Consider the following 19,268-nt stretch of genomic DNA (forward strand, 5'->3'; position numbering starts at 1 on the left):
AGTCGGACCCAATATACCTATAAAGTTTAGTTTGAAGTCTTAAAAACGTGTTAAGGGAGTGGGTTTACAATGAACATTAAACAGTTGGCAGTAAGCAGAAAGCTGTACGCAGTGTCCACTAAGTAATAAGCAATAAGTAGTGAGTAGTTAAGTGGTTAGGAGAATATTTAATGGTGATGCTTAACCATATCCTTTAACAACGTTAAGCTTAGGTCTACCTGTGCCAAATGCGTCCGGAAAGAGAGTACCGCAAAACGCAACCACACCGTTTCATTAATTGTAGTTGAAGATAAAAAAACCCTGCCGTCCTTTTTAAAATTTTCTATCAGCCCCAGATTAAAGGCGTTGGCATCAGTTTCATCTGGGATATATCGAAAAATGGCTATAGATAGCTCGGGTTGCGGACCAACTTCAAAGCCCAGCTTTTGCACCTGAGTATAGAAATATTTGCAGAGTAATACTTTTTCTTCTAAGGCAGCTTTAAACGGTGCAATTCCCAGAAGCTGCAACGAGATCCACATTCTTAACCCCCGGAAATGCTTGGTGAGTTCCGGAGAGAGATCTGCCGGTGAAGGTTCTTCCTCTAAGGTAAAAGCATCCTGCATATAACTTGCGGTATGGTGGTGCGATTGGTAAAGCGCTGCCGTATTTTTTATCAATATGGCCCCTATACCATAGGATAGGAATAATCCTTTATGAGGGTCTATGGCGATAGAATCTGAGAGTGCTGTGCCTTTAAAAGCCTTTTTTAATTTATCAGATAGCATAAAAAATCCTCCGTAAGCCGCATCTATATGGTACCACACATTATGTTTTTGGGCAATTTCGCCTATGGCCTCTAACGGGTCTATAGCCCCCGTATCTGTGGTTCCGGCGGAGGCAAAGACCATAAAAGGGATGAGGTTGCCTACAAGGTCCGCTTCTATTTGCCGGTTCAATGCCTCTGGATTCATTTTAAAATTACGGTCCATAGGCAGGTATCGTACAATACATTCGGACATTCCAGCTATTCTCAAGGACTTCTGTATACAATGGTGCAGTTGATGGGTCATATACACCACACATTTTTCAATGTCTTTTGCTTTAATTCCTTTATAGTCACGAGCTGTTGCGATAGCAGAAAGATTGGCTATAGAACCTCCGGAGGTTAGATTTCCCAGGGCATCAGCCGGATAGTCTACCATTTGACACATCCATCGAAGCAGTAAATTTTCCATCCTTACGCCACCGGGGCAGGCAAAGAAAATACCAGTATATCTGTTGGTCACAGCCGCCAGGTAATCTCCCAGGGCCGTGGTAAAAACCCCACCACCGGGGATATACCCAAAGTGTCCTCCAGAAGCCGGATTTAGATTGGGGGTGTCCACATTATCTTTTAAAATATCCAGAATCTCTTCAATAGATTTTCCAGTTTCTTCAATTGGGAAGTCGTATATGGCCCGGCCCATTTCTTCAGAAATAACAAAAGTCGTATTTGGATTAAACTCGTCCAGGAATTTATCAGCATATTCCTGTACTGCCTTATTCCATTGACTTCTTTCTGAAGGGAGTGGTTCAAGTTTTCTGGAAATCTGCTCTAGTTGCTTTATTCTGTCTATCATAGGCTAATGCCTCCAAAACTGCTATTTATTTACTATCCTCCCATACTGATCATTTTCCGGTACCTTCTATCACCCTAATGGAAATAGGTAAGGTCCCAGAAATGCGTTACCATATTAAACAACCGGGACTAGTCGAAAGGGGAATTGCTTTTATTAATTTAATTTTGGATCGGACTGATTGTTCATCCTGCGTATACAGATGAGGACTATTGTTGAGCCATTTCCATGTTAATGACAATGTTCACTTCTTCTCCAATTGGGAAGTCTTTCATACCTACCTCAAAATCCTTTCGGTTAATGCTCCCTGTAATCTTTAATCCTGCCTTTAATTTCTGACTGCGTCGATCCGTAATAATCCCGTTTAATTTACCATCTAAACTCACGGTTTTAGTTATACCGTGTAATGTAAGTTCTCCATTGATCCTGAATGTTTTCTCCCCGATTTTTTCATTAGAGGTAGTTTTAAAAGTCATTTCAGGATGAGTTTCCGCCGCAAAAAAGTCATCGCTTCTTAAATGATCATCTCTGCGTTCTACCCCAGTATTGATACTTTTTGTTGATATCTTCACATCAAAAATTGGTGTCGCAAAGCTGTCATCAGAAGTAACCGCAGTAATATCAAATTCACCAAAGTTCCCTGTAATCTCTGAGATCATAAGATGTGAAACAGAAAAATTTATGTTGCTGTGCGCAGGGTCTACTTTCCAGGTGGTTTGTGCATAGACAGATACGCAGAAAATGAGGCATACAATTATAGCTAGGTTTTTCATAATTTTATTTTTGTGATTTATAATTAAGTAATAAAGAATCAGATTTTACTCTGGCGCTGCTCTTCTTCGGCGTTTCATCACCAGGCTGTCTGCCGGATAGGTCTCTTTCAAATAATTCATTTGTGCCTTTGCCCAGTTTATTAGCATAGTTCTTTGCTCTTCTGAAAGATTGGCTTCGGCATGCAGCCCAAAATTGGTATAGGAAGCAAGTGGCATTTCGTGCTCTTCTACCATTTCTACGATTTCTTCAAATTTGTGATTTTGAACAGCAATTGGCCTATTTATAAATTCAGAAAAGTTTAGATCACCCTTCCCGTGTTCTATGTGGTCATTTAACCACCATGCTACCGGCTGAACCTTGGAGTACCAGGGGTAAGCCGTCAGGTTGGAATGGCAATCATTACATGCAACTTTTAGCGTTTTTTGTACATTTTCCGGCACTTCATACTTTTTGGATAGCGCATAAGTCTGATCGTTAGAATCGTTCTTTTCCGGCCTGAAAAATTGAATTAGCACCAAAATTGCCAGAAGACCTAATAGTATTTTTTTTAGCATGATATTCGTTTTTTGAATTATATGTTTAACTGAAAATATTTTGTTCTAAATAGTCGTTTCTAAATTTACCCTTGGGATCAAACTTCTTGGCCAACTCAATAAAATCTGGTAGCTTCTTATAATTAGATGCCAGAATTCCGGGTGCCATAGAAAATAATTTACCCCAATGAGGTCTGGCTTTAAAAGGTGCCAGTTCTGCTTCAATCAAACGAATGAGCCCACTAACTTCTTCCGGGTTTTGTTTCCAGGTAAAATGAATGGCTACACAGTCTTCCTGGTAACAAGGACTCATCCATAAATCATCTGCTGCTATTGTCCTGATTTCAGTGATCATTAATTGTGGAAAAATTTGCTCTCGCTTTGCTTCCAGGGCCAATATGGCATCGAGCGCATTAACTTTGGGGACAAAGAATTCGGATTGTAATTCTTCTCCACTACTAGGGGTAAAACCCATCTTAAAATGAGGTAAACGATCATACCAGGGTCCCGGAACTCCCATCTGGTCGGTACAATTCTCCGAGGAAAGCCTGGTAATTGGATGTAAATTTTTTTCTGCAGGTTTTGCGCCATAGAAGTCAGTTCCTAAATCCTTTATTTGGTGATCTAGCCTCCTTTTAATCCAAACCTGACTTATTTTTTGATTTTGCCAATCTGTAAATAAGCTCACACTGTATCCGGCAGACAAGATGTCATCAAAATTATTGGTGAGCGATTCCAATGGAAGGTCCTGGAACACATCCTGACGTACTTCAAATGTTTTTTGAATATTAAGGGTTACTTTGGTGAGAACTCCAAGGGCACCTAAATGAACCACCGCCCCGTTAAAATCGGCTTCGTTGGCCGCCTTGCTCAAATCAATAACCTCCCCGGCACCGGAAACCAGTTCTATGGCAGCTACGCTCGTTGCCAGATTGCCATTTGCTACCCCAGAGCCATGTGTAGCGGTGGCGCAGGCTCCTGCCACAGAAATATGCGGGAGGGATGCCAAATTGTGAATCGCATAGCCTTTTTGATGCAATTCTGGTGCAAAATCCCCATATTTAGTACCGGCACCCACAGTTACCGTCATGGCTTCTTCGTTTAAATCTAATACGCCCTTGAGGTACTCAGTAGAAATCTGATTTACCGGATTATCGGCAATATTATTAAAGCAATGTCGGGACCCTAATGCTTTTTGAGTATCCGATTTTCTAATAAGGGACTGCACCTCTGTAATATGCCCCGGCTCATATAGGTTCTTTGCGGTATATGTATAATTTCCTGCCCAGTTCTTACGTAACTCAACTGCCTCTTTTATAATTTTATCGTCCTTTCTTTTACATGAAATCATTGGAGTCAGTGCCGTGGCGGCGGCAAAACCAGCGGTGGTTTTTATAAACTCTTTTCTTTTCATTAGTTGAAGTTATAAGTTAATTAGATGGAAGAAAGATAGTCAAAACTGCTTTTTAATGCCAGAGCAGGATTCTGAACCATGTCTTGTTCTACAAAAAAGTGATTTACTCCGTTTTTAAGGGCCACAGGAATAATGGTTTTCAGATCAACAACCCCTTCTCCGGCAGAAACCATATTTGGAAAAAGAGCTATCCATTGACTTGGATCCCCACCATCGCCGGCAAAATGTTTAATTGCTTTCATATCTTTCACATGCATGGAGCGGTACCTGCCGCTATATCTTTTCAAATACGCAATAGGGTCTGCCCTGCCGGCTATGGTCCAGAATAGGTCCATTTCCAAAAATACAAGTTCAGGGTCGGTGCGGTCCAGGAGCATATCTAAAGGCACCTGCCCATCTACTTCGCTAAGCCCGTAACCATGGTTATGGTATGCAAATTTTATACCTTCTCTTTTGGCCGCGATTCCTATAGCATTAAAGGAATCAGCCATTTTTTTATAATCGTCCAGATTTTTTCTTCTTTCTTCAGGAATAGCCGGTAAGATCACATATTCAAAACCCAAAACCTTGGCGGCCTTGCCCAGACTTTCCATGTTTTGTTCCAGAGTATCCAGATCTGTATGCATGGCGGGAATAGTCAGGCCGTTAGCGTCGAAGATCGACTTTACATACGCCTCGCTTTTGCCAAAATAACCGCTGCCACTAAAACCTAACATGGGGGTGATAGCTGCCCATCTGTCTTTGGCACTCTGTGCGCTATACGGATAGGGGCCAAAAAGTTCTATCTCTTTAAATCCCATATAAGCTAATGAAGTAATAGTAACTTCAAAATCCTTTTCGAGGCCGGCTGGCACGGAAAAGAGCTGTACCCCAATTTTTTTAAGTTTTTTAGAATACGATACCTCGGATTCATCGGCTAGCATTAATTCAGGAACCGTAAGTCCGGCAGCAGTCAACAAACCGATATTTTTTATGAAATCCTTTCTATTCATAGATTTTAGGTTTAAACATTTGTTAGTTACTTGCTGCATTACTAGCAATTTCTGCTAACTTTTTGTCTATTGTTTGTTTACTTAGCCAGGTACCTCTAACCATTACGCCATTAACCTCCTTGAGCGCTGAAATATCTTCTAAGGGATTGTTGTTTACCAATAGAATATCGGCATCCATACCCTCTTTTATCTCCCCAAACTCATCTTCCATATCAAAAAATCTGGCCGGGTTTATGGTGCCCGATTTTAGGATTTCCAAAGGGGTAAGTTTAGCTCTAAGCATTCCGGAAATCTCATGATGAATAGAGAATCCGGGGACATTGAAGAGTTGTGGCGCATCAGACCCCAGAAGTAGTCCATGGCCATTTTCTTGCAGGCTTTTTATGAGTTGCAAACGGATAGCATCAAAAGTCGCGTACTGTTCTTTATCAAAGCCACTTCCAGTGCCTGTAGTTTGCTCCTTGCGATTTTTCCAAACGGCCAGGGTAGAAGCCGGCATGTACTTCATTTCGGGTTGGGCAAGTAGTTCATCCGAACCTATGGGTGCAAACCAACGTTCAAAAAGACTTTGAGTAGGCACTATCCAGACCTTATTATCTTTTGACAATTGTACCAGTTCAGGGATTTTATCAGTACTGGCTAAATTGGTGAAGGCATAGCCGAAAAATCCATTTTCAGCCGGATTGACATTTTCTTCCTCTGGTACCAGGCCTTCTAAAAATCCGTCCACATGATCTATAGAGGCATATTTGCTCTCTAACGCATGATTAATACCCACAGCAACAGGTACATGGCCAGAAAAAGTTATTCCAACATCATTTGCCGTCTGGACCAGTTCGTCAAAAGCATCCAGAGGAATACCAGGGTGTATTTTCAGAAAATCGTAGCCGTCATTTTTGTATTGGATTACCCTTTCCCGTGCAATCTCCGGAGTTGGGACAGAATTACCGTTTAAGGATGGACTTGAAGTAAAAATTCTTGGACTCAGCAATTCGCCCTTGAGGGCTTTCTCCCGCATAACAAGATGAGAAGGATGTCCTAACATTCCCCGAATAGTAGTGACCCCATTAGACAGATAAAGAAATAAAGTTTCTTCTATACGCTCTTTAGAAGTATTTGGCGAAGGGATGTGCGCATGCATCTCAGCAAGACCGGGCACGGCATATTTTCCCTGGCCGTCTATTACCTTGGTAAACTTGTCGGCATTTGGTATTTGCTCTGAGATACTTTTAATTTTACCAGAATCGATGACAATTTGCCGTCCTTGCATAATTTCTCCGGTTCGGACGTCAATAATGTTGACATCGGAAATCAGGGTGGCAGAGGGCGATATTTTTTCCTGGGCCTGGTTACAGGAGACGAAGATCAGGGTAAGGAGTAATAATAATGTTCTCATCATATTTAGTTTTATAGGCTGCAGTTAACTGCTATGGTAATAGCAATCTTAAAAGATACCTGCATTAATTAAGGGAATAAGTGATATGTAATAAAGATATGAATTCTGTTTATGTTAGCCAGATCTTGTTTTAACGTTGGCCTTGCAATTATTGATAATTTCTTCTATCCGTTTTTTACGCGTTGCTTCTCTCTTGGCCATCTTTAGCCAATACAGATAACTCTTTTTTTGTCCCCGTGTAAAGTTTTGAAAATTTTTATACGCCTTGGGCTTACTTGAAAATGCTTTTTGCAAATCTTCCGGAATTACTCCGTTTTCCACATCATCGAGAGCTGTCCATGAGCCATTTTTTTTAGCTGCCTCAATGGTTTTCAGGCCACTGGAGTGCATTTGTCCAGACGCAATGAGCTCCTCAATATGTTTCTTGTTTAATTTGCTCCAAACACTTCTGGGTTTCCTTGGGCAGAAATACTGCCTTCTTCTGCCTTCACCGAGGCTTTTTACCGTACTGTCTATCCATCCATAGCAAAGTGCAACTCGAACGGCCTCTTCCCAGCGCATACTTTCCTCTTTGTTCTCTACTTTATAGAAAATGAGGTAGACACCATTTGAAGTACTATGATTTTTATGCAACCAATTTCTCCACTTCTTATCGTTTTTAAAATAATATTCAGACTTTTTGCCCATTAGCTGCTATCTTATCACAAAATTAAGAATGAGGGTTGCAGATTGATTGGTATTTAACGGTAACAATACATATCTTTAGCCGCTCATCAACTAAAAATAATATATTGGAATGAAAAATTCACTTCTTCTGGCAGCATTTGTATGCTGCTTTTTAATTATAAGCTGCGATAACAAAAGAGATGGAAATCCGAAGGTTTTGGTGTTTTCCAAAACCATGGGGTTTAAACATTCATCGATCCCTAGCGGGATAGCCGCGATACAAAAATTGGGAGCTGAAAACAATTTTGAAGTGGATACCACAAAAAATGCGGCATTATTTGAGGAGGATATACTCAAAGAATATTCGGCTGTGATTTTCTTAAGCACTACGGCCAATGTGCTGGATAATAAGCAAGAAGCCGCATTTGAGCGGTACATTCAGGCTGGCGGAGGTTTTGTAGGGATACATGCGGCAACTGATACCGAATACGATTGGAATTGGTATGGCAGATTGGTAGGAGCTTATTTCCAAAGCCACCCGGCAGGAACCCCGGAGGCCGATTTTATAATTAAGGATAATGAATTTGGAGCTACAAGTTTCTTTACGGACAGTGTCTGGCACAGGACTGATGAGATGTACAATTTTAAAAAGATTAATCCGGATGTTAATGTCATTATGACAATAGATGAAAGCACTTATGAAGGTGGTGAGAATGGTGATTTCCATCCCATGAGCTGGTATCATGAGTACGATGGAGGCAGAGCTTTCTATACTGCACTTGGCCATACCGATGAAAGCTATACGGAAGAAAACTACCTAAAACATCTGCTAGGAGGAATTAACTATGCTATAGGGGAGAATCTGGAACTGGATTATAACAAAGCAAGCAGTCAGATCCCTCCGGATCAGGACAGGTTTACTAAGGTACCCTTGAGTGTAGGGGAGTTCTTTGAACCAACAGAAATGGCTGTCCTTCCAAATAATGATGTGATTATCTCCCAGCGAAGGGGTCAGATAATGTATTATAATGCGGAATCAAAAGAGTTAAAACAGGTAGCCCAGTTAGATGTTTATCACCAATCTTTAGAGACCCCGGGCGTTAATGCTGAAGAGGGTTTAATGGGCTTACAGAAAGATCCTAACTATGCGGACAACCACTGGATATATGTGTATTACGCCCCTACGGGCGAAGCTTCAGTCAACAGGCTTTCCAGATTTAAATTTGCAGATGGCAATTTTGATATGGACTCTGAGCAGGTAATCCTGGATGTGGACAGCGATAGGGAGATTTGCTGCCATACAGGAGGGTCTATTGCTTTTGGACCTGATGATCTCTTATATGTTTCAAGTGGGGATAACTCTACCCCTTTTGATGAGAAAGGCGCAAAATATGTAAATCGAGGTTATGGGCCATTAAATGATCTTCCTGGCAAAGAACAATACGATGCCAGAAGATCTTCTGGGAATACCAATGATCTTAGAGGAAAAATATTAAGGATTAAGGTGAATGAAGACGGAAGCTATGATATTCCAGAAGGAAATTTATTCCCAGTGGGCACTCCTAAAACCAGGCCCGAAATTTATACCATGGGACACAGGAATCCATATAGAATTTCTGTCGATCCTAAAAATGGATATTTGTACTGGGGCGATGTGGGCCCTGATGCAAGAGAAGATGACATTGCCAATAGAGGCCACAGGGGATACGATGAAATGAACAGGGCAATGGAAGCAGGTAATTTTGGATGGCCGCTTTTTATTGCAGATAACAAACCCTATGTTGATTATGACTATGCAACCGGAGAAAGTGGCGTTACCTTCGATCCTGAAAAGCCAATAAACGATTCCAGGAACAATACCGGTTTGCGAGAGTTACCTAAAGCTATGCCGGCATATGTTTTCTATCCTTATGTAGATACCGGAGATTTTCCACAAGTGGGTAGTGGAGGCAGAAATGCTATGGCCGGACCTACTTATTATTCGGACCTATATCCGGGAAATACCAATATGCCAGATTATTATGATGGCAAAGTTATCGTTTACGACTGGATGCGGGGTTGGATGAAGGCGGTGAGCTTCTTTGACGATGGTGCATTTAATAAAATGGAACCCTTTGCCTCAGGGATAGAGATTAATAGTTTAATTGATATGGAGTTAGGCCCTGATGGTCGTATTTATTTGTTGGAATATGGCAGCGGGTGGTTTACTGCCAATGAAGACTCCGGACTCAGTTATATAGAGTACAATGGTGGTAACAGACCTCCGGTAATTGATCATCTTATTGTAGATAAAACTTCCGGTAAATTACCCCTGGAAGTTACGGCCACGATATCAGCAATGGATAGAGAAAAAGACGATATCTCTTATGTTTGGGATCTTGGAGATGGAACTACAGAAGAAACTACAACACCAGAGATTAGCCATAGTTATGAAAAGGCTGGAGAATACAGAATTAGCGCGGTAGTTAAAGATAGCAGGGGGGAAGAAGCAATGAGTGAGGTAAAAACTGTTGTGGCTGGTAATTCCAGACCAGAAGTTACTGTAAAACTCAAAGGTGGAAACTCTTCCTTTTTTATTGCAGGAGTTCCTGTAGACTATGAAGTTGCTGTAACGGATGCTGACGGGGAAGAAATAGATCCCTCAAATATTTATGTTTCTGTAGACTATATGGAAGGCATGGACGAGGTGAATAAATCTTTGGGACATCAACAAGTTTCTGCAGCCGTAACCGGAAAGGCACTTACACAGGCCATGGATTGTAAAACCTGTCATAAAGAAAAAGACGCTTCCATAGGCCCGAATTATCTGGATATTGCTATGAAATATAAAGGCGATCCCGCGGCAATGAGCTATTTGCAAGAAAGAATTGTGCAAGGTGGAAGCGGTGTTTGGGGAGAAGTAACTATGCCGGCCCATCCGGATATAAGTGGTGAGGAAGCCAGACAATTGGCAGTATATATTACTTCCCTGGCAGATCAGGGGTCAAAGAAAAAATCACTACCTCCATCGGGCCAGATTGTACCGAACCCAACTCAGGGAGCTAATGTTATGGTCCTGACAGCAAGTTATACCGATGGCGGTATGGCAGGGACAAAACCACTTACAGGGATGAAGTCTGTAAGCTTAATGGGAAGCACAGTACCATTTTCACCAACCACCAAGAACGATGGGATGAACCCAGTGGCCTTCAATGGAATGGATTTGTTATTGGTTCCTGCTAAAGTAAGCTGGTTTGTATTTCCAAACATTGACCTAACCGGGGTGAAATCTGTTGGTATCACCGCCGGATGGCAGGAACCACCAACCGTTGGGTTAGATTTTGAAATGCGTTTAAATGCTCCGGATGGTAAGTTAGTCGGTTCGGGGAGTATGCCTAAACCGGTTGCCGGACAACCTGGAGGACTGATAGGTATAAAATTGAATACAGCCGTTGACGAAATTGTAGACGAAATATATTTTGTTTATAAACACAAAGAGGGGGTAGACCGTGGAACGGATATCATTGCCTTAAGCAGCGTGCGTTTTAGTAATTAGTAAAGTATTATAATTTATTACCGCCATCTTCTTAGGAGGAAGGCGGTTTTTTTATGCGCTTATCGCATGGCTTTTATATGGATATAGAAATTATTGTCGAATTCAGGTAGTAGATTAACGCCCAGATCTTCAGATTTCCATTCGGAAGTAGGGAACAACCATTTTTCCTTTTCCGACACAAAAATTCGCACTGGCATATCAAAACCTTCAACTATCTGAGAATACCTGTAGCTAATAACACCATCTTCTAATTTATATTCCAGAACTGGTATTTTGGTGGTTCTTAAGTACTGATTAAACATGGCGGACAGATCCTTTCCGGTTTGATCTGAGAGGTAATCTTCTATCTGTTTTGTACTTACCGTCTGATGATAAAATTCCTTGTTCAGACCTCTTAGTATTTTTCGCCATTTTTCGTCATCTTCAATCAGTTGTCTAAGGGTATGAAGCATGTTTGCCCCTTTGTAATACATATCTCCGGAGCCCCTGTTGTTTACATTGTACTTGCCAATAATTGGAATGTCATTCTTGATGTTGGCCCTTGTCCCAATAACATATTTTGAGGCCATCTCAGTACCAAAATGGTAATCGAGATACAAGTTTTCGGAATAAGCAGTAAAACTTTCATGGATCCACATATCTGCAATATCTCTGTAGGTAATATTGTTTGCAAACCATTCGTGCCCGGCTTCATGAATAATAATAAAATCGAAGAGCAACCCAACTCCAGTGCCAGACAAATCTTTGCCCAAGTAACCGTTTTGATATTTATTGCCATAAGTAATAGAGCTCTGATGTTCCATGCCCAAATAGGGGACTTCTACCATCTTAAAACTATCTTCATAAAACGGATAAGGGCCAAACCAATGTTCAAAGGCCTTCATCATCATCGGGGCCTGTTTAAATTGCAGTTGTGCTTTTTCCAGATGATCTCTCAGTACATAGTAATCCATATCCAGAGTTCCTTTTTCTCCCAGGAATTGTTCTCCAAAATGCACATAATCCCCGATATTGATATTTACCCCATAGTTATTAATCGGGTTAGCAACATACCAGTGATAGGTTTTTGTTGTGGCCTGTTCCACTACTTTCTTTAACCTGCCGTTACTCACAGCCGCAAGTTCTTTGGGAGTTGTAATGCTAATGGCCATGCTGTCTACCTCGTCGTACATATGGTCTTTGTTGGGCCACCAAACGCTTGCTCCCAAACCCTGGCAACTGGTAGCTACAAAATGCTTTCCATTATCGTCTTTCTTCCAGGAAAAGCCCCCGTCCCAGGGTGCGCGGATGGCCTCTTTCGGATAGCCTTCATAAAGAATTACAATTTCATTTTTGTCTCCTTTTCTTTGTGGTTTCACAAGCTCGATGAAGTGTGCATTCCCTTCCGAGGTAAATTTTAATTCGCGTTTATCCTGGCTAATTCTTTTAATTTGTAGCGGAGGCTGCAGATCTATCTGTAGTTGGTTACTTTCCTCCAGCACAGTATACCTCATGGTATTACTTCCGGAGATAAACTTTTCATTTGGCTTCACTTCTACTTCCAAATTATAGAAATTTAAATCCCACCAGGCCCTTTCAGGAGTAATAGTTCCGCGCAGACTATCTTGTCTGGTAAATTCTACCTCCTGGGCAAATGAAATAGAGGATATTAGCAGGATAATATAAAGTAGACTTCTTTTGAGCATTGTTATTAATTTAAAAGTTGTGAGTATGCACTTCCCTTTACTATACTCGCAAAATCGTTGGTATTCAGAAGCTCGATTATTGCCTTTTGTTTGTCTTGCTGATTTTCATAATACGACTTCGTAATCAGATAACCCATGGTATATCCCAGGTCATATGGTCTGTCTTCAATATCGCCATTATACAACCATCTGGAAAAATCTTTGGTCATCAGGTCTTTTCTGAGATCTGAAAGGATTTTTGTATTATTTGCAGGATCTTCCAGATACCTCAGGTTATCATTAATCAATACTTCTCCCGAACAAAGTTCAACCAGAAAATCGCACACCCCTTCTACAATTACTCCGCCAATTACCTTGTCTAAATTTTCAGTATCCCCATAGTTTTGCTGAAAATGCATGAGTTCATGAATCGTAAGTTTGGGTAGGGCCGAAAATTCCATAATTGCTCCTTTTTGCCAATCATTGAGTCCGTCTGTTGGCATATTTTCGGATTTTCCATACATATCTCCTCCCACAAACATCCCCATCTCCGTGGCTGTCCCTCCGGAATTCAGAATGCCGGGGACCACATACACTTTTGGGAAAACGGCCGGAGGGTATATGCGCTTAAAATTTTGCATCCAACGGGTAGTTTTCGACTTTAGTGCGGTGAGGCTGTCGGGGTTAAACTGTTTTTTAAGATAACTGTAGTAATTAGGCGATCCGTTAATCATCTGCCCGTACATGTTATCTATATTGTTATAGCGAACGGCATAGAAATCTCTCAATTCCATAGGACCCTGGAATATAAATTCTTTGAGAATTGCCCGGGCATTAGCGGTGTCTCCTTTGGCTCTCTCGAAATAATCCCAGAATTGATTCATAGATTCCATTTCCATGCTGAAGTGCTCAACATCCTTTAATTTTTTCTGAATAGAATCTAACCTGCGGTTTAGGCGCTTCACTTCTTTATTGTTCTGATCTAAATTCAGATTTTTAAACTTGGACAAAATTTTAGGATTTGCCATTCCATTATCTATAGCGCTGTTCAATAGTGGAGCTATCCGGTCTTCATTGCCGGCCTGGTGAAATAGTGCTGCAGCTTCAATACTTATTTCTGAAGATTTTAAGTCCCTATTGGCCGCTACCAATTTTTCAGCAAAACTGGCATAAGCTTCTGTTTGTTCTAATTGCTCATAGCCTTCAAAAAGCGTATTTAAATCTGGTAAATAAAGATCTTCAACGGCAGTTTCTTCTTCTTTGCACGAAAATATTAATAAAGTTAGTGCAAAGACTAAAATTATGGCTGCAAGGGATCTTCTGTTATTAAACATGTTCTGCTGATTTAATCTCTGAATATTCCATTGGGAAAAACAACTAAACTTTCGTGCCCATCAGGGCCAACAGCGGCTATTCCAAAGAAAAAATTATCTATTACTATGCCATCAAGTGTATATGAAGTGACATCTCCTACATATCTGCTATTATCCCATGTTGGGGAGGTGGTATCTCTCCAGTAAATTTTATATCCCTTAGCACCTTCTACGGCACTCCAAAGAAGTTTTGCAGCGGGTTGTACTATGCCTCCAATCTTAACCGACTCAGGAGCAGGTGGGCTCCAGGCAATTGACGCCAGATTTATGGCATTTACACTGGTTAACTTTTTAGCATAATCAAAATTTACATGTTTCAGTACATCACCATAGGCAATACCATCTTCAACCCGGATGTCCTGATGTTGTTGGGTATAATTCTCATGGGCTTCCATGATTCTAATCCCGGCAAATCCGGCATCATTAAAGGGTCTGTGATGACCTCCACGTCCAAACCGGTCGAGCCTGTATATCATCATAGGATTCATTTCGGGCATATAATTTTTAGTGGTTTTATGTACATACCTGGCCAGTTGTCTGGAAATGCCATCAACTTCTCCACCATAAAACCTGCGAGATCTGCGCTGATTTTCTGTTTCTGTCGGTGGTACCGGTTCTGAGAAAATTCTAAAGTCCTTATTACTCACTACTCCATCTACACCTGTAATATTGCCAATCATATCGTTATTGAGAATCCCGATTATTTCCCATCTCTGTTCTTTGGCGTATGCCGCCAAACCTTTTCCCCCGAAAAGGCCCTGTTCTTCACCAGACAGACCAACGTAAATTATACTATTATCAAATTGGTAATTGGAAAGAACCCTGGCGGCCTCAAGCGTACCGGCCATTCCGCTTGCATTATCGTTGGCTCCCGGGGAATCTGATGTGAAATCTGTAGGGTCACTAACCCTAGAATCTATATCTCCACTCATAATTATAAACCGATTGGGGTACTTGGTTCCTCTTTGAATGGCAACTACATTAACTACCCAAACATCATGTACAATTCTTTGGTTTTCGCCTTTTTTGACCAGGTCTTTCTGGTAGAAAACTTCCAGGCAACCGTCGCATGCGCCTGAAGTCTTTTCAAATTCACTTTTTATCCACCTTCTGGCAGCACCTATTCCGCGGGTTAGCGATACAGTATCACTCAGCGTATGCCTCGTACCAAAATTAGCCAGAGTTGTGATGTCTGCCTCAATTCTTTCTGCCGAGACGGCATTTATAATGTCGTAAAGTCGGGTGTCGGCCTGTGAATATATCTGAGTGGCAATAAGGCAAAAAAGCAGCGAGTATATTTTTTTCATTCTTTAATAATTTTAAATTTTCGTTGAAAATGTCCCCCTTGTATATAACAGAGAGGGTCCATGAGGGCACAAATAATCCCTGGAAGGGCAATTTTTAATCCGATCTGGAATTTAGCCAGGAATTCGGAAGTTATGTCGAGGAGCACATAAATTGCAAAATGCCTGGTATATAATAATAGGTCAAACCAATTGATATTATGCTTTAGTTTCATCGAAGAAAGTTATCTCAAAAAAGTGACTTTGGCAATTTTACCATTTTCCACTTCATAAATGGCAACAGCACTAAAATTAGTGTTATTCATTGTTATGAACTCCTCATCTATTACCATGTTTCCGATAATAATCCTGTTTTTTATTTCACAATTCAGATCAGGAGTAGATTCAAAAAATGATTTATAACTTTCATACATTTTGTCTTTCCCTTCAGAAATTAATTCATTAGGGAAATTCAAGAGCTGTACTTCTTTTGTATAAGTTTCCATAAAACTATCAATGTCTCTTGCATTATAGGCATCCAGTTGCTGTTGCACTATATCCTCGACCTGGTTATTATCTGTATTTTGATGAATAAAAGTCATACTGGAAATACTGCCGTTGTTTACTTCATAAATGGCTACTTGCTTATTAATTTGTCCTGATTTTGTACCGGTTTCGGCATCAATCACCTTATTGCCAATGATGATCCTCTTAGTTACCTCTACTTTTGCATCAGGATTATTATCCATAAAGCGTCGGTAGCTATCGGTCATTCTTTTGCTACCTACATATAAAGTATCAGTTGGATAATTCCTGACCAACACATCTTCTGAAAAACAAATAACGAAGGCCTCCAGATCTGCGGCGTTAAATGAAGTTACCTGCTTTTCTACAATTAAATCCGGCGCTGCGTCAGAAACGAGTGCAAGGAATTGTTGATTTGGACTAATGGCCATTCTGGTTAAATTGTTAATCTCTTTTTCTTGAAAACTGTGGAAAAGCTCCCATTGTCCGGTATTTTCAGGATTAGAGCGTGCAATTGCACTCCCTTTTGCCACCAATGCAGTATTATCTTGCAACCATACCATGTCTTCAATACCTGGCGGTAGAGCCATCAAGTCTTTGGTTGTTCCATTTACAGGATCTAGCGATTTAATCTGCCATGTTTCATTTTGTTTACTTATATAACTAACCAGATTAGAGTTGGGTATTTTATGTAACGACCTGCCTACATTTTTTTGATATACTCTGGTAGTCATATCACTGGTATTAATTACAACGAGATCCATTCTGTTATCAACAAGGACGGTAGCAACGAGAATATTGGCGCTATGCCATACATGATAACCTATTTTTTTTTGTGCTATCAATACTTCCGATTTCCCTGTGGACAAGTCATAACTATACAAAAGTTGTTTCCCATCCTTGTCCAGGCGTATAGCTGAAACAGCGTTTTGCGATGGTATTTTCAAGGGGGAATATTCACTTCCATCAGGAGTGTTTGACAGCCATTTTTTTTCTCCTGTTTGTAGGTTGTAATTTAAAATATCTGTTTGTCCATTTCTTGTTGCCGCATATAGGAGCGTGTTATTATCAAGAAAGGAAGGTTGGTTATCATATCCTTCATTCTGAGATATATTTTTCAGATCAGATAAAACTATTGTGGTTTCCTGGCCTTTTAAGTTGGCAAGATAAACTTCGGTATTTGGTTGTGCAGCTAGTTGAAGCGAACATACTAACAGCAGAAATAAGTAATTTTTCATGGATTGGACCCTGCTTGGATTACTCAACAAATTTAGACAAAAGGTCTCTCACTTTATTTACGTTGTCTACATAATATTTCGCCTGAGTTTTCTGACTTCCCACCTTAACGGTTATTGCCTCGGGGGGTAATTCCTGAAACATAAATTCGTCTGTCCAATCATCTCCAATGGCAAAGACAAAATCATAATCATCTTCTCCAAAAATCCTCATAGATGCCCTCCCCTTGTTTACATTACTACTTTTAATTTCCATTACTTTATTGCCCGAGAGCAGGCTAAGATCATCCGTACCAATTAAACTAGTAAGCACAGTAGCGAGTTCTGTTGCCCTTAAATTTCCAAAATCCGGGTCCGTTTTGCGGTAATGCCAGGCCAGAGAATAGTTTTTTTCTTCAATAAAGGACCCCGGGGTTCTATCAACAAACGACTCTAAAACAGGGCGTATTTTTTCCATCCAATCGTTCTTTACATTTTCGAGCATTCGAAAATCTTCACCATTTTCAGATAACCACACTCCATGTTCAACAATCATATTGTATTTCCTTGGCAGGAACCATCTTGTGAATGTATCCTTATCTCTGCCACTAATTAAATAAATTGAAGTATTGGGTTCATTACTAAGTGCATCCAGAAGTTTGTAGAGTCCTTCATCTGGCCCTGCCTTTTGCGGATCTGTATGGAAACCGGCAAGGGTGCCATCGTAGTCCAGAAAAAGCAATCTTTTCTTTGCTTTTTTATAGTTGTCTATAATGCCATTAAGTCTGATTTCGGTAATCCGACGAGAAACATTGGCCGCATCCCTGGCTTTCTGATCCTGGAGAGAATTCATGAAATCATTCGCCCATTTTTCCACATTGTAACGTTCAAGACGTTTTTGTAGTACGGCGTTTCTGGATTGCTGTTCTTCAATGGGCATGTTCAGCGCTTTATAAAGAGTGTCGGCAATTTGTTCAAAGTTATTTGGATTAATAAGTAAAGACTCGTTCATTTCATTTGCGGAACCAGCCATTTCACTCAAAATAAGTACCCCGGTTTTATCGGTTCTGGTAGCGATATATTCTTTTGCAACCAAATTCATGCCATCCCGTATGGGAGTCAGCCATGCAATATCACTGGAAGTATACAGATCTATTAAGTTTTCAAAAGGAACAGATCTGTAAAAGTACCAGATGGGTGTCCAGCTGACAGTGGCAAAATCGCCATTGATCCTTCCAACTAATTCATCCACTTCTTTTTTTAATAGTTGGTATTGAGGCACATTGGAACGCGAAGGGACAGCCAGAATTATTAACCTGACTTTTTCTTTATATTGAGGAAATTTATTGAGGAAATATTCAAAAGCATTTAATCTTTTGGCTATGCCTTTAGTATAATCTAATCTGTCTATTGAAAGGATGAGCTTGGCATCTGGGGTGGACTCTTTATGACTATTGAGGCGTTGTTGCAGATCTGTGAGGTCTTCAGAGGTACTTTTTTCATGTTTTTCTGCAGCTTCACTGAATTTTTTGTAATCTATTCCCATTGGAAAGGAATCTACTTTTACCGTCCTGCTGTCAATTTCTATATCATTAAAACTCACTTCCAATCCAAGCAATCTGCGAACCGAGCTTAAAAAATGACGTTCGTAATCGTAGGTATGAAACCCAATTAGATCTGCTCCAAGCAGACCTTCTAAAACTTCCTCCCGCCATGGTAATGTCCTGAATATCTCATACGAAGGGAAGGGAATGTGAAGGAAAAAGCCAATTGCAATTTTAGGTTTTTTTGCCCTAACCATCTGTGGTACCAGCATTAACTGATAATCATGTACCCAAATTGTATCGTCATCATCAGCCTTTTCCAGGATGGCATCAGCAAATTTTTGATTTACTGCCTTATAGGTATTCCAACTATTAAGTTCAAATTCAGAATATTCCAGGAAATAATGGAATAAAGGCCAAATGGTCCTATTGCTAAATCCGAAATAAAAACCGTCTACTTCTTCCTTACTCAAATTAACTTTTGAAGAACCGTGCTTGGCCAATGCTTTATCAATATCAGATACAAGTTGCTCCGGAATTTCTTCGTCTGTTAATCCACTCCATCCAATCCAAAGACTATCTCCTCCCGCATGAACAGATTTCATGCCGGTTGCGAGACCTCCGACACTTGGTATTGCCGTTATAGATCCGTTGCCAATTTGCAATTGAACAGGCAGTCTGTTTGAGATTATGATAGTTTTACCCATAAAACGGTTGATTTTAGCGTGAATTCATCCTTATTTCTCTAAATTTCGTC

13 protein-coding genes are annotated in these 19,268 nt (G+C 40.5%); 1 reads left to right on the top strand and 12 read right to left on the bottom strand.

From position 1 onward, the window contains the following. Positions 1–167: 167 nt before the first annotated feature. From J1G40_RS12305 to J1G40_RS12335, 7 genes are all read right to left on the bottom strand, one after another. Positions 168–1,601, bottom strand: a complete 1,434-nt coding sequence (locus tag J1G40_RS12305; protein ID WP_265242943.1) for a pyridoxal phosphate-dependent decarboxylase family protein — start codon at positions 1,599–1,601, stop codon at positions 168–170. A gap of 206 nt (positions 1,602–1,807) precedes the next feature. Next, the gene (locus tag J1G40_RS12310) at positions 1,808–2,371 is read right to left on the bottom strand and encodes a YceI family protein (RefSeq protein WP_265242944.1); all 564 of its coding nucleotides are present in this window, start codon (positions 2,369–2,371) and stop codon (positions 1,808–1,810) included. 45 nt (positions 2,372–2,416) lie between these two features. Further along, positions 2,417–2,926, bottom strand: coding sequence for a heme-binding domain-containing protein (locus J1G40_RS12315; RefSeq protein ID WP_265242945.1), 510 nt, complete (start codon positions 2,924–2,926; stop codon positions 2,417–2,419). 25 nt (positions 2,927–2,951) lie between these two features. Beyond that, the gene (locus tag J1G40_RS12320) at positions 2,952–4,319 is read right to left on the bottom strand and encodes a D-arabinono-1,4-lactone oxidase (protein WP_265242946.1); all 1,368 of its coding nucleotides are present in this window, start codon (positions 4,317–4,319) and stop codon (positions 2,952–2,954) included. 20 nt (positions 4,320–4,339) lie between these two features. Continuing rightward, on the bottom strand, positions 4,340–5,311 hold the full coding sequence (locus J1G40_RS12325; protein ID WP_265242947.1) for a sugar phosphate isomerase/epimerase family protein: 972 nt from the start codon (positions 5,309–5,311) through the stop codon (positions 4,340–4,342). Positions 5,312–5,333: 22 nt separating this feature from the next. Further along, the gene (locus tag J1G40_RS12330; RefSeq protein ID WP_265242948.1) at positions 5,334–6,707 is read right to left on the bottom strand and encodes an amidohydrolase family protein; all 1,374 of its coding nucleotides are present in this window, start codon (positions 6,705–6,707) and stop codon (positions 5,334–5,336) included. Positions 6,708–6,821: 114 nt separating this feature from the next. Beyond that, positions 6,822–7,394 carry a YdeI/OmpD-associated family protein gene (locus J1G40_RS12335; protein WP_265242949.1) on the bottom strand — a complete coding sequence of 191 codons (573 nt, stop codon included), beginning with the start codon at positions 7,392–7,394 and terminating at the stop codon, positions 6,822–6,824. Positions 7,395–7,503: 109 nt separating this feature from the next. On the opposite strand from J1G40_RS12335, the gene J1G40_RS12340 reads away from it, so the two are divergent. Beyond that, a complete protein-coding gene (locus J1G40_RS12340; protein ID WP_265242950.1) occupies positions 7,504–10,908 on the top strand; it encodes a ThuA domain-containing protein in 3,405 nt (1,134 codons plus the stop codon). A gap of 59 nt (positions 10,909–10,967) precedes the next feature. Here the strand turns inward: J1G40_RS12340 and J1G40_RS12345 are convergent, their stop codons facing one another. From J1G40_RS12345 to J1G40_RS12365, 5 genes are all read right to left on the bottom strand, one after another. After that, a complete protein-coding gene (locus tag J1G40_RS12345) occupies positions 10,968–12,593 on the bottom strand; it encodes a M1 family metallopeptidase (RefSeq protein WP_265242951.1) in 1,626 nt (541 codons plus the stop codon). A 5-nt stretch (positions 12,594–12,598) separates the two neighbouring features. Next, positions 12,599–13,906 (bottom strand): DUF2268 domain-containing protein, encoded by a 1,308-nt coding sequence (locus tag J1G40_RS12350; RefSeq protein WP_265242952.1) that lies wholly within the window; start codon positions 13,904–13,906, stop codon positions 12,599–12,601. A gap of 11 nt (positions 13,907–13,917) precedes the next feature. Next, positions 13,918–15,252 (bottom strand): M28 family metallopeptidase, encoded by a 1,335-nt coding sequence (locus J1G40_RS12355; RefSeq protein ID WP_265242953.1) that lies wholly within the window; start codon positions 15,250–15,252, stop codon positions 13,918–13,920. 221 nt (positions 15,253–15,473) lie between these two features. Further along, complete coding sequence (locus J1G40_RS12360; RefSeq protein ID WP_265242954.1) at positions 15,474–16,991, bottom strand: nuclear transport factor 2 family protein; 1,518 nt, start codon at positions 16,989–16,991, stop codon at positions 15,474–15,476. Positions 16,992–17,010: 19 nt separating this feature from the next. Then, on the bottom strand, positions 17,011–19,218 hold the full coding sequence (locus tag J1G40_RS12365) for a bifunctional alpha,alpha-trehalose-phosphate synthase (UDP-forming)/trehalose-phosphatase (protein ID WP_265242955.1): 2,208 nt from the start codon (positions 19,216–19,218) through the stop codon (positions 17,011–17,013). Between the last annotated feature and the right edge of the window lie 50 nt (positions 19,219–19,268).

The sequence above is a fragment of the Muriicola sp. Z0-33 genome (genome assembly GCF_026126425.1).
In the GTDB taxonomy this organism is placed as follows: Bacteria; Bacteroidota; Bacteroidia; order Flavobacteriales; family Flavobacteriaceae; genus JAFMPW01.

Excerpts from the sequence above, each read along its gene's own strand:
- J1G40_RS12330 (WP_265242948.1), bottom strand. The coding sequence starts at position 6,707 with ATGAGAACATTATTATTACTCCTTACCCTGATCTTCGTCTCCTGTAAC.
- J1G40_RS12335 (WP_265242949.1), bottom strand. The coding sequence starts at position 7,394 with ATGGGCAAAAAGTCTGAATATTATTTTAAAAACGATAAGAAGTGGAGA.
- J1G40_RS12340 (WP_265242950.1), top strand. The coding sequence starts at position 7,504 with ATGAAAAATTCACTTCTTCTGGCAGCATTTGTATGCTGCTTTTTAATT.
- J1G40_RS12325 (WP_265242947.1), bottom strand. The coding sequence starts at position 5,311 with ATGAATAGAAAGGATTTCATAAAAAATATCGGTTTGTTGACTGCTGCC.
- J1G40_RS12350 (WP_265242952.1), bottom strand. The coding sequence starts at position 13,906 with ATGTTTAATAACAGAAGATCCCTTGCAGCCATAATTTTAGTCTTTGCA.
- J1G40_RS12345 (WP_265242951.1), bottom strand. The coding sequence starts at position 12,593 with ATGCTCAAAAGAAGTCTACTTTATATTATCCTGCTAATATCCTCTATT.
- J1G40_RS12355 (WP_265242953.1), bottom strand. The coding sequence starts at position 15,252 with ATGAAAAAAATATACTCGCTGCTTTTTTGCCTTATTGCCACTCAGATA.
- J1G40_RS12315 (WP_265242945.1), bottom strand. The coding sequence starts at position 2,926 with ATGCTAAAAAAAATACTATTAGGTCTTCTGGCAATTTTGGTGCTAATT.
- J1G40_RS12365 (WP_265242955.1), bottom strand. The coding sequence starts at position 19,218 with ATGGGTAAAACTATCATAATCTCAAACAGACTGCCTGTTCAATTGCAA.
- J1G40_RS12320 (WP_265242946.1), bottom strand. The coding sequence starts at position 4,319 with ATGAAAAGAAAAGAGTTTATAAAAACCACCGCTGGTTTTGCCGCCGCC.
- J1G40_RS12305 (WP_265242943.1), bottom strand. The coding sequence starts at position 1,601 with ATGATAGACAGAATAAAGCAACTAGAGCAGATTTCCAGAAAACTTGAA.
- J1G40_RS12310 (WP_265242944.1), bottom strand. The coding sequence starts at position 2,371 with ATGAAAAACCTAGCTATAATTGTATGCCTCATTTTCTGCGTATCTGTC.
- J1G40_RS12360 (WP_265242954.1), bottom strand. The coding sequence starts at position 16,991 with ATGAAAAATTACTTATTTCTGCTGTTAGTATGTTCGCTTCAACTAGCT.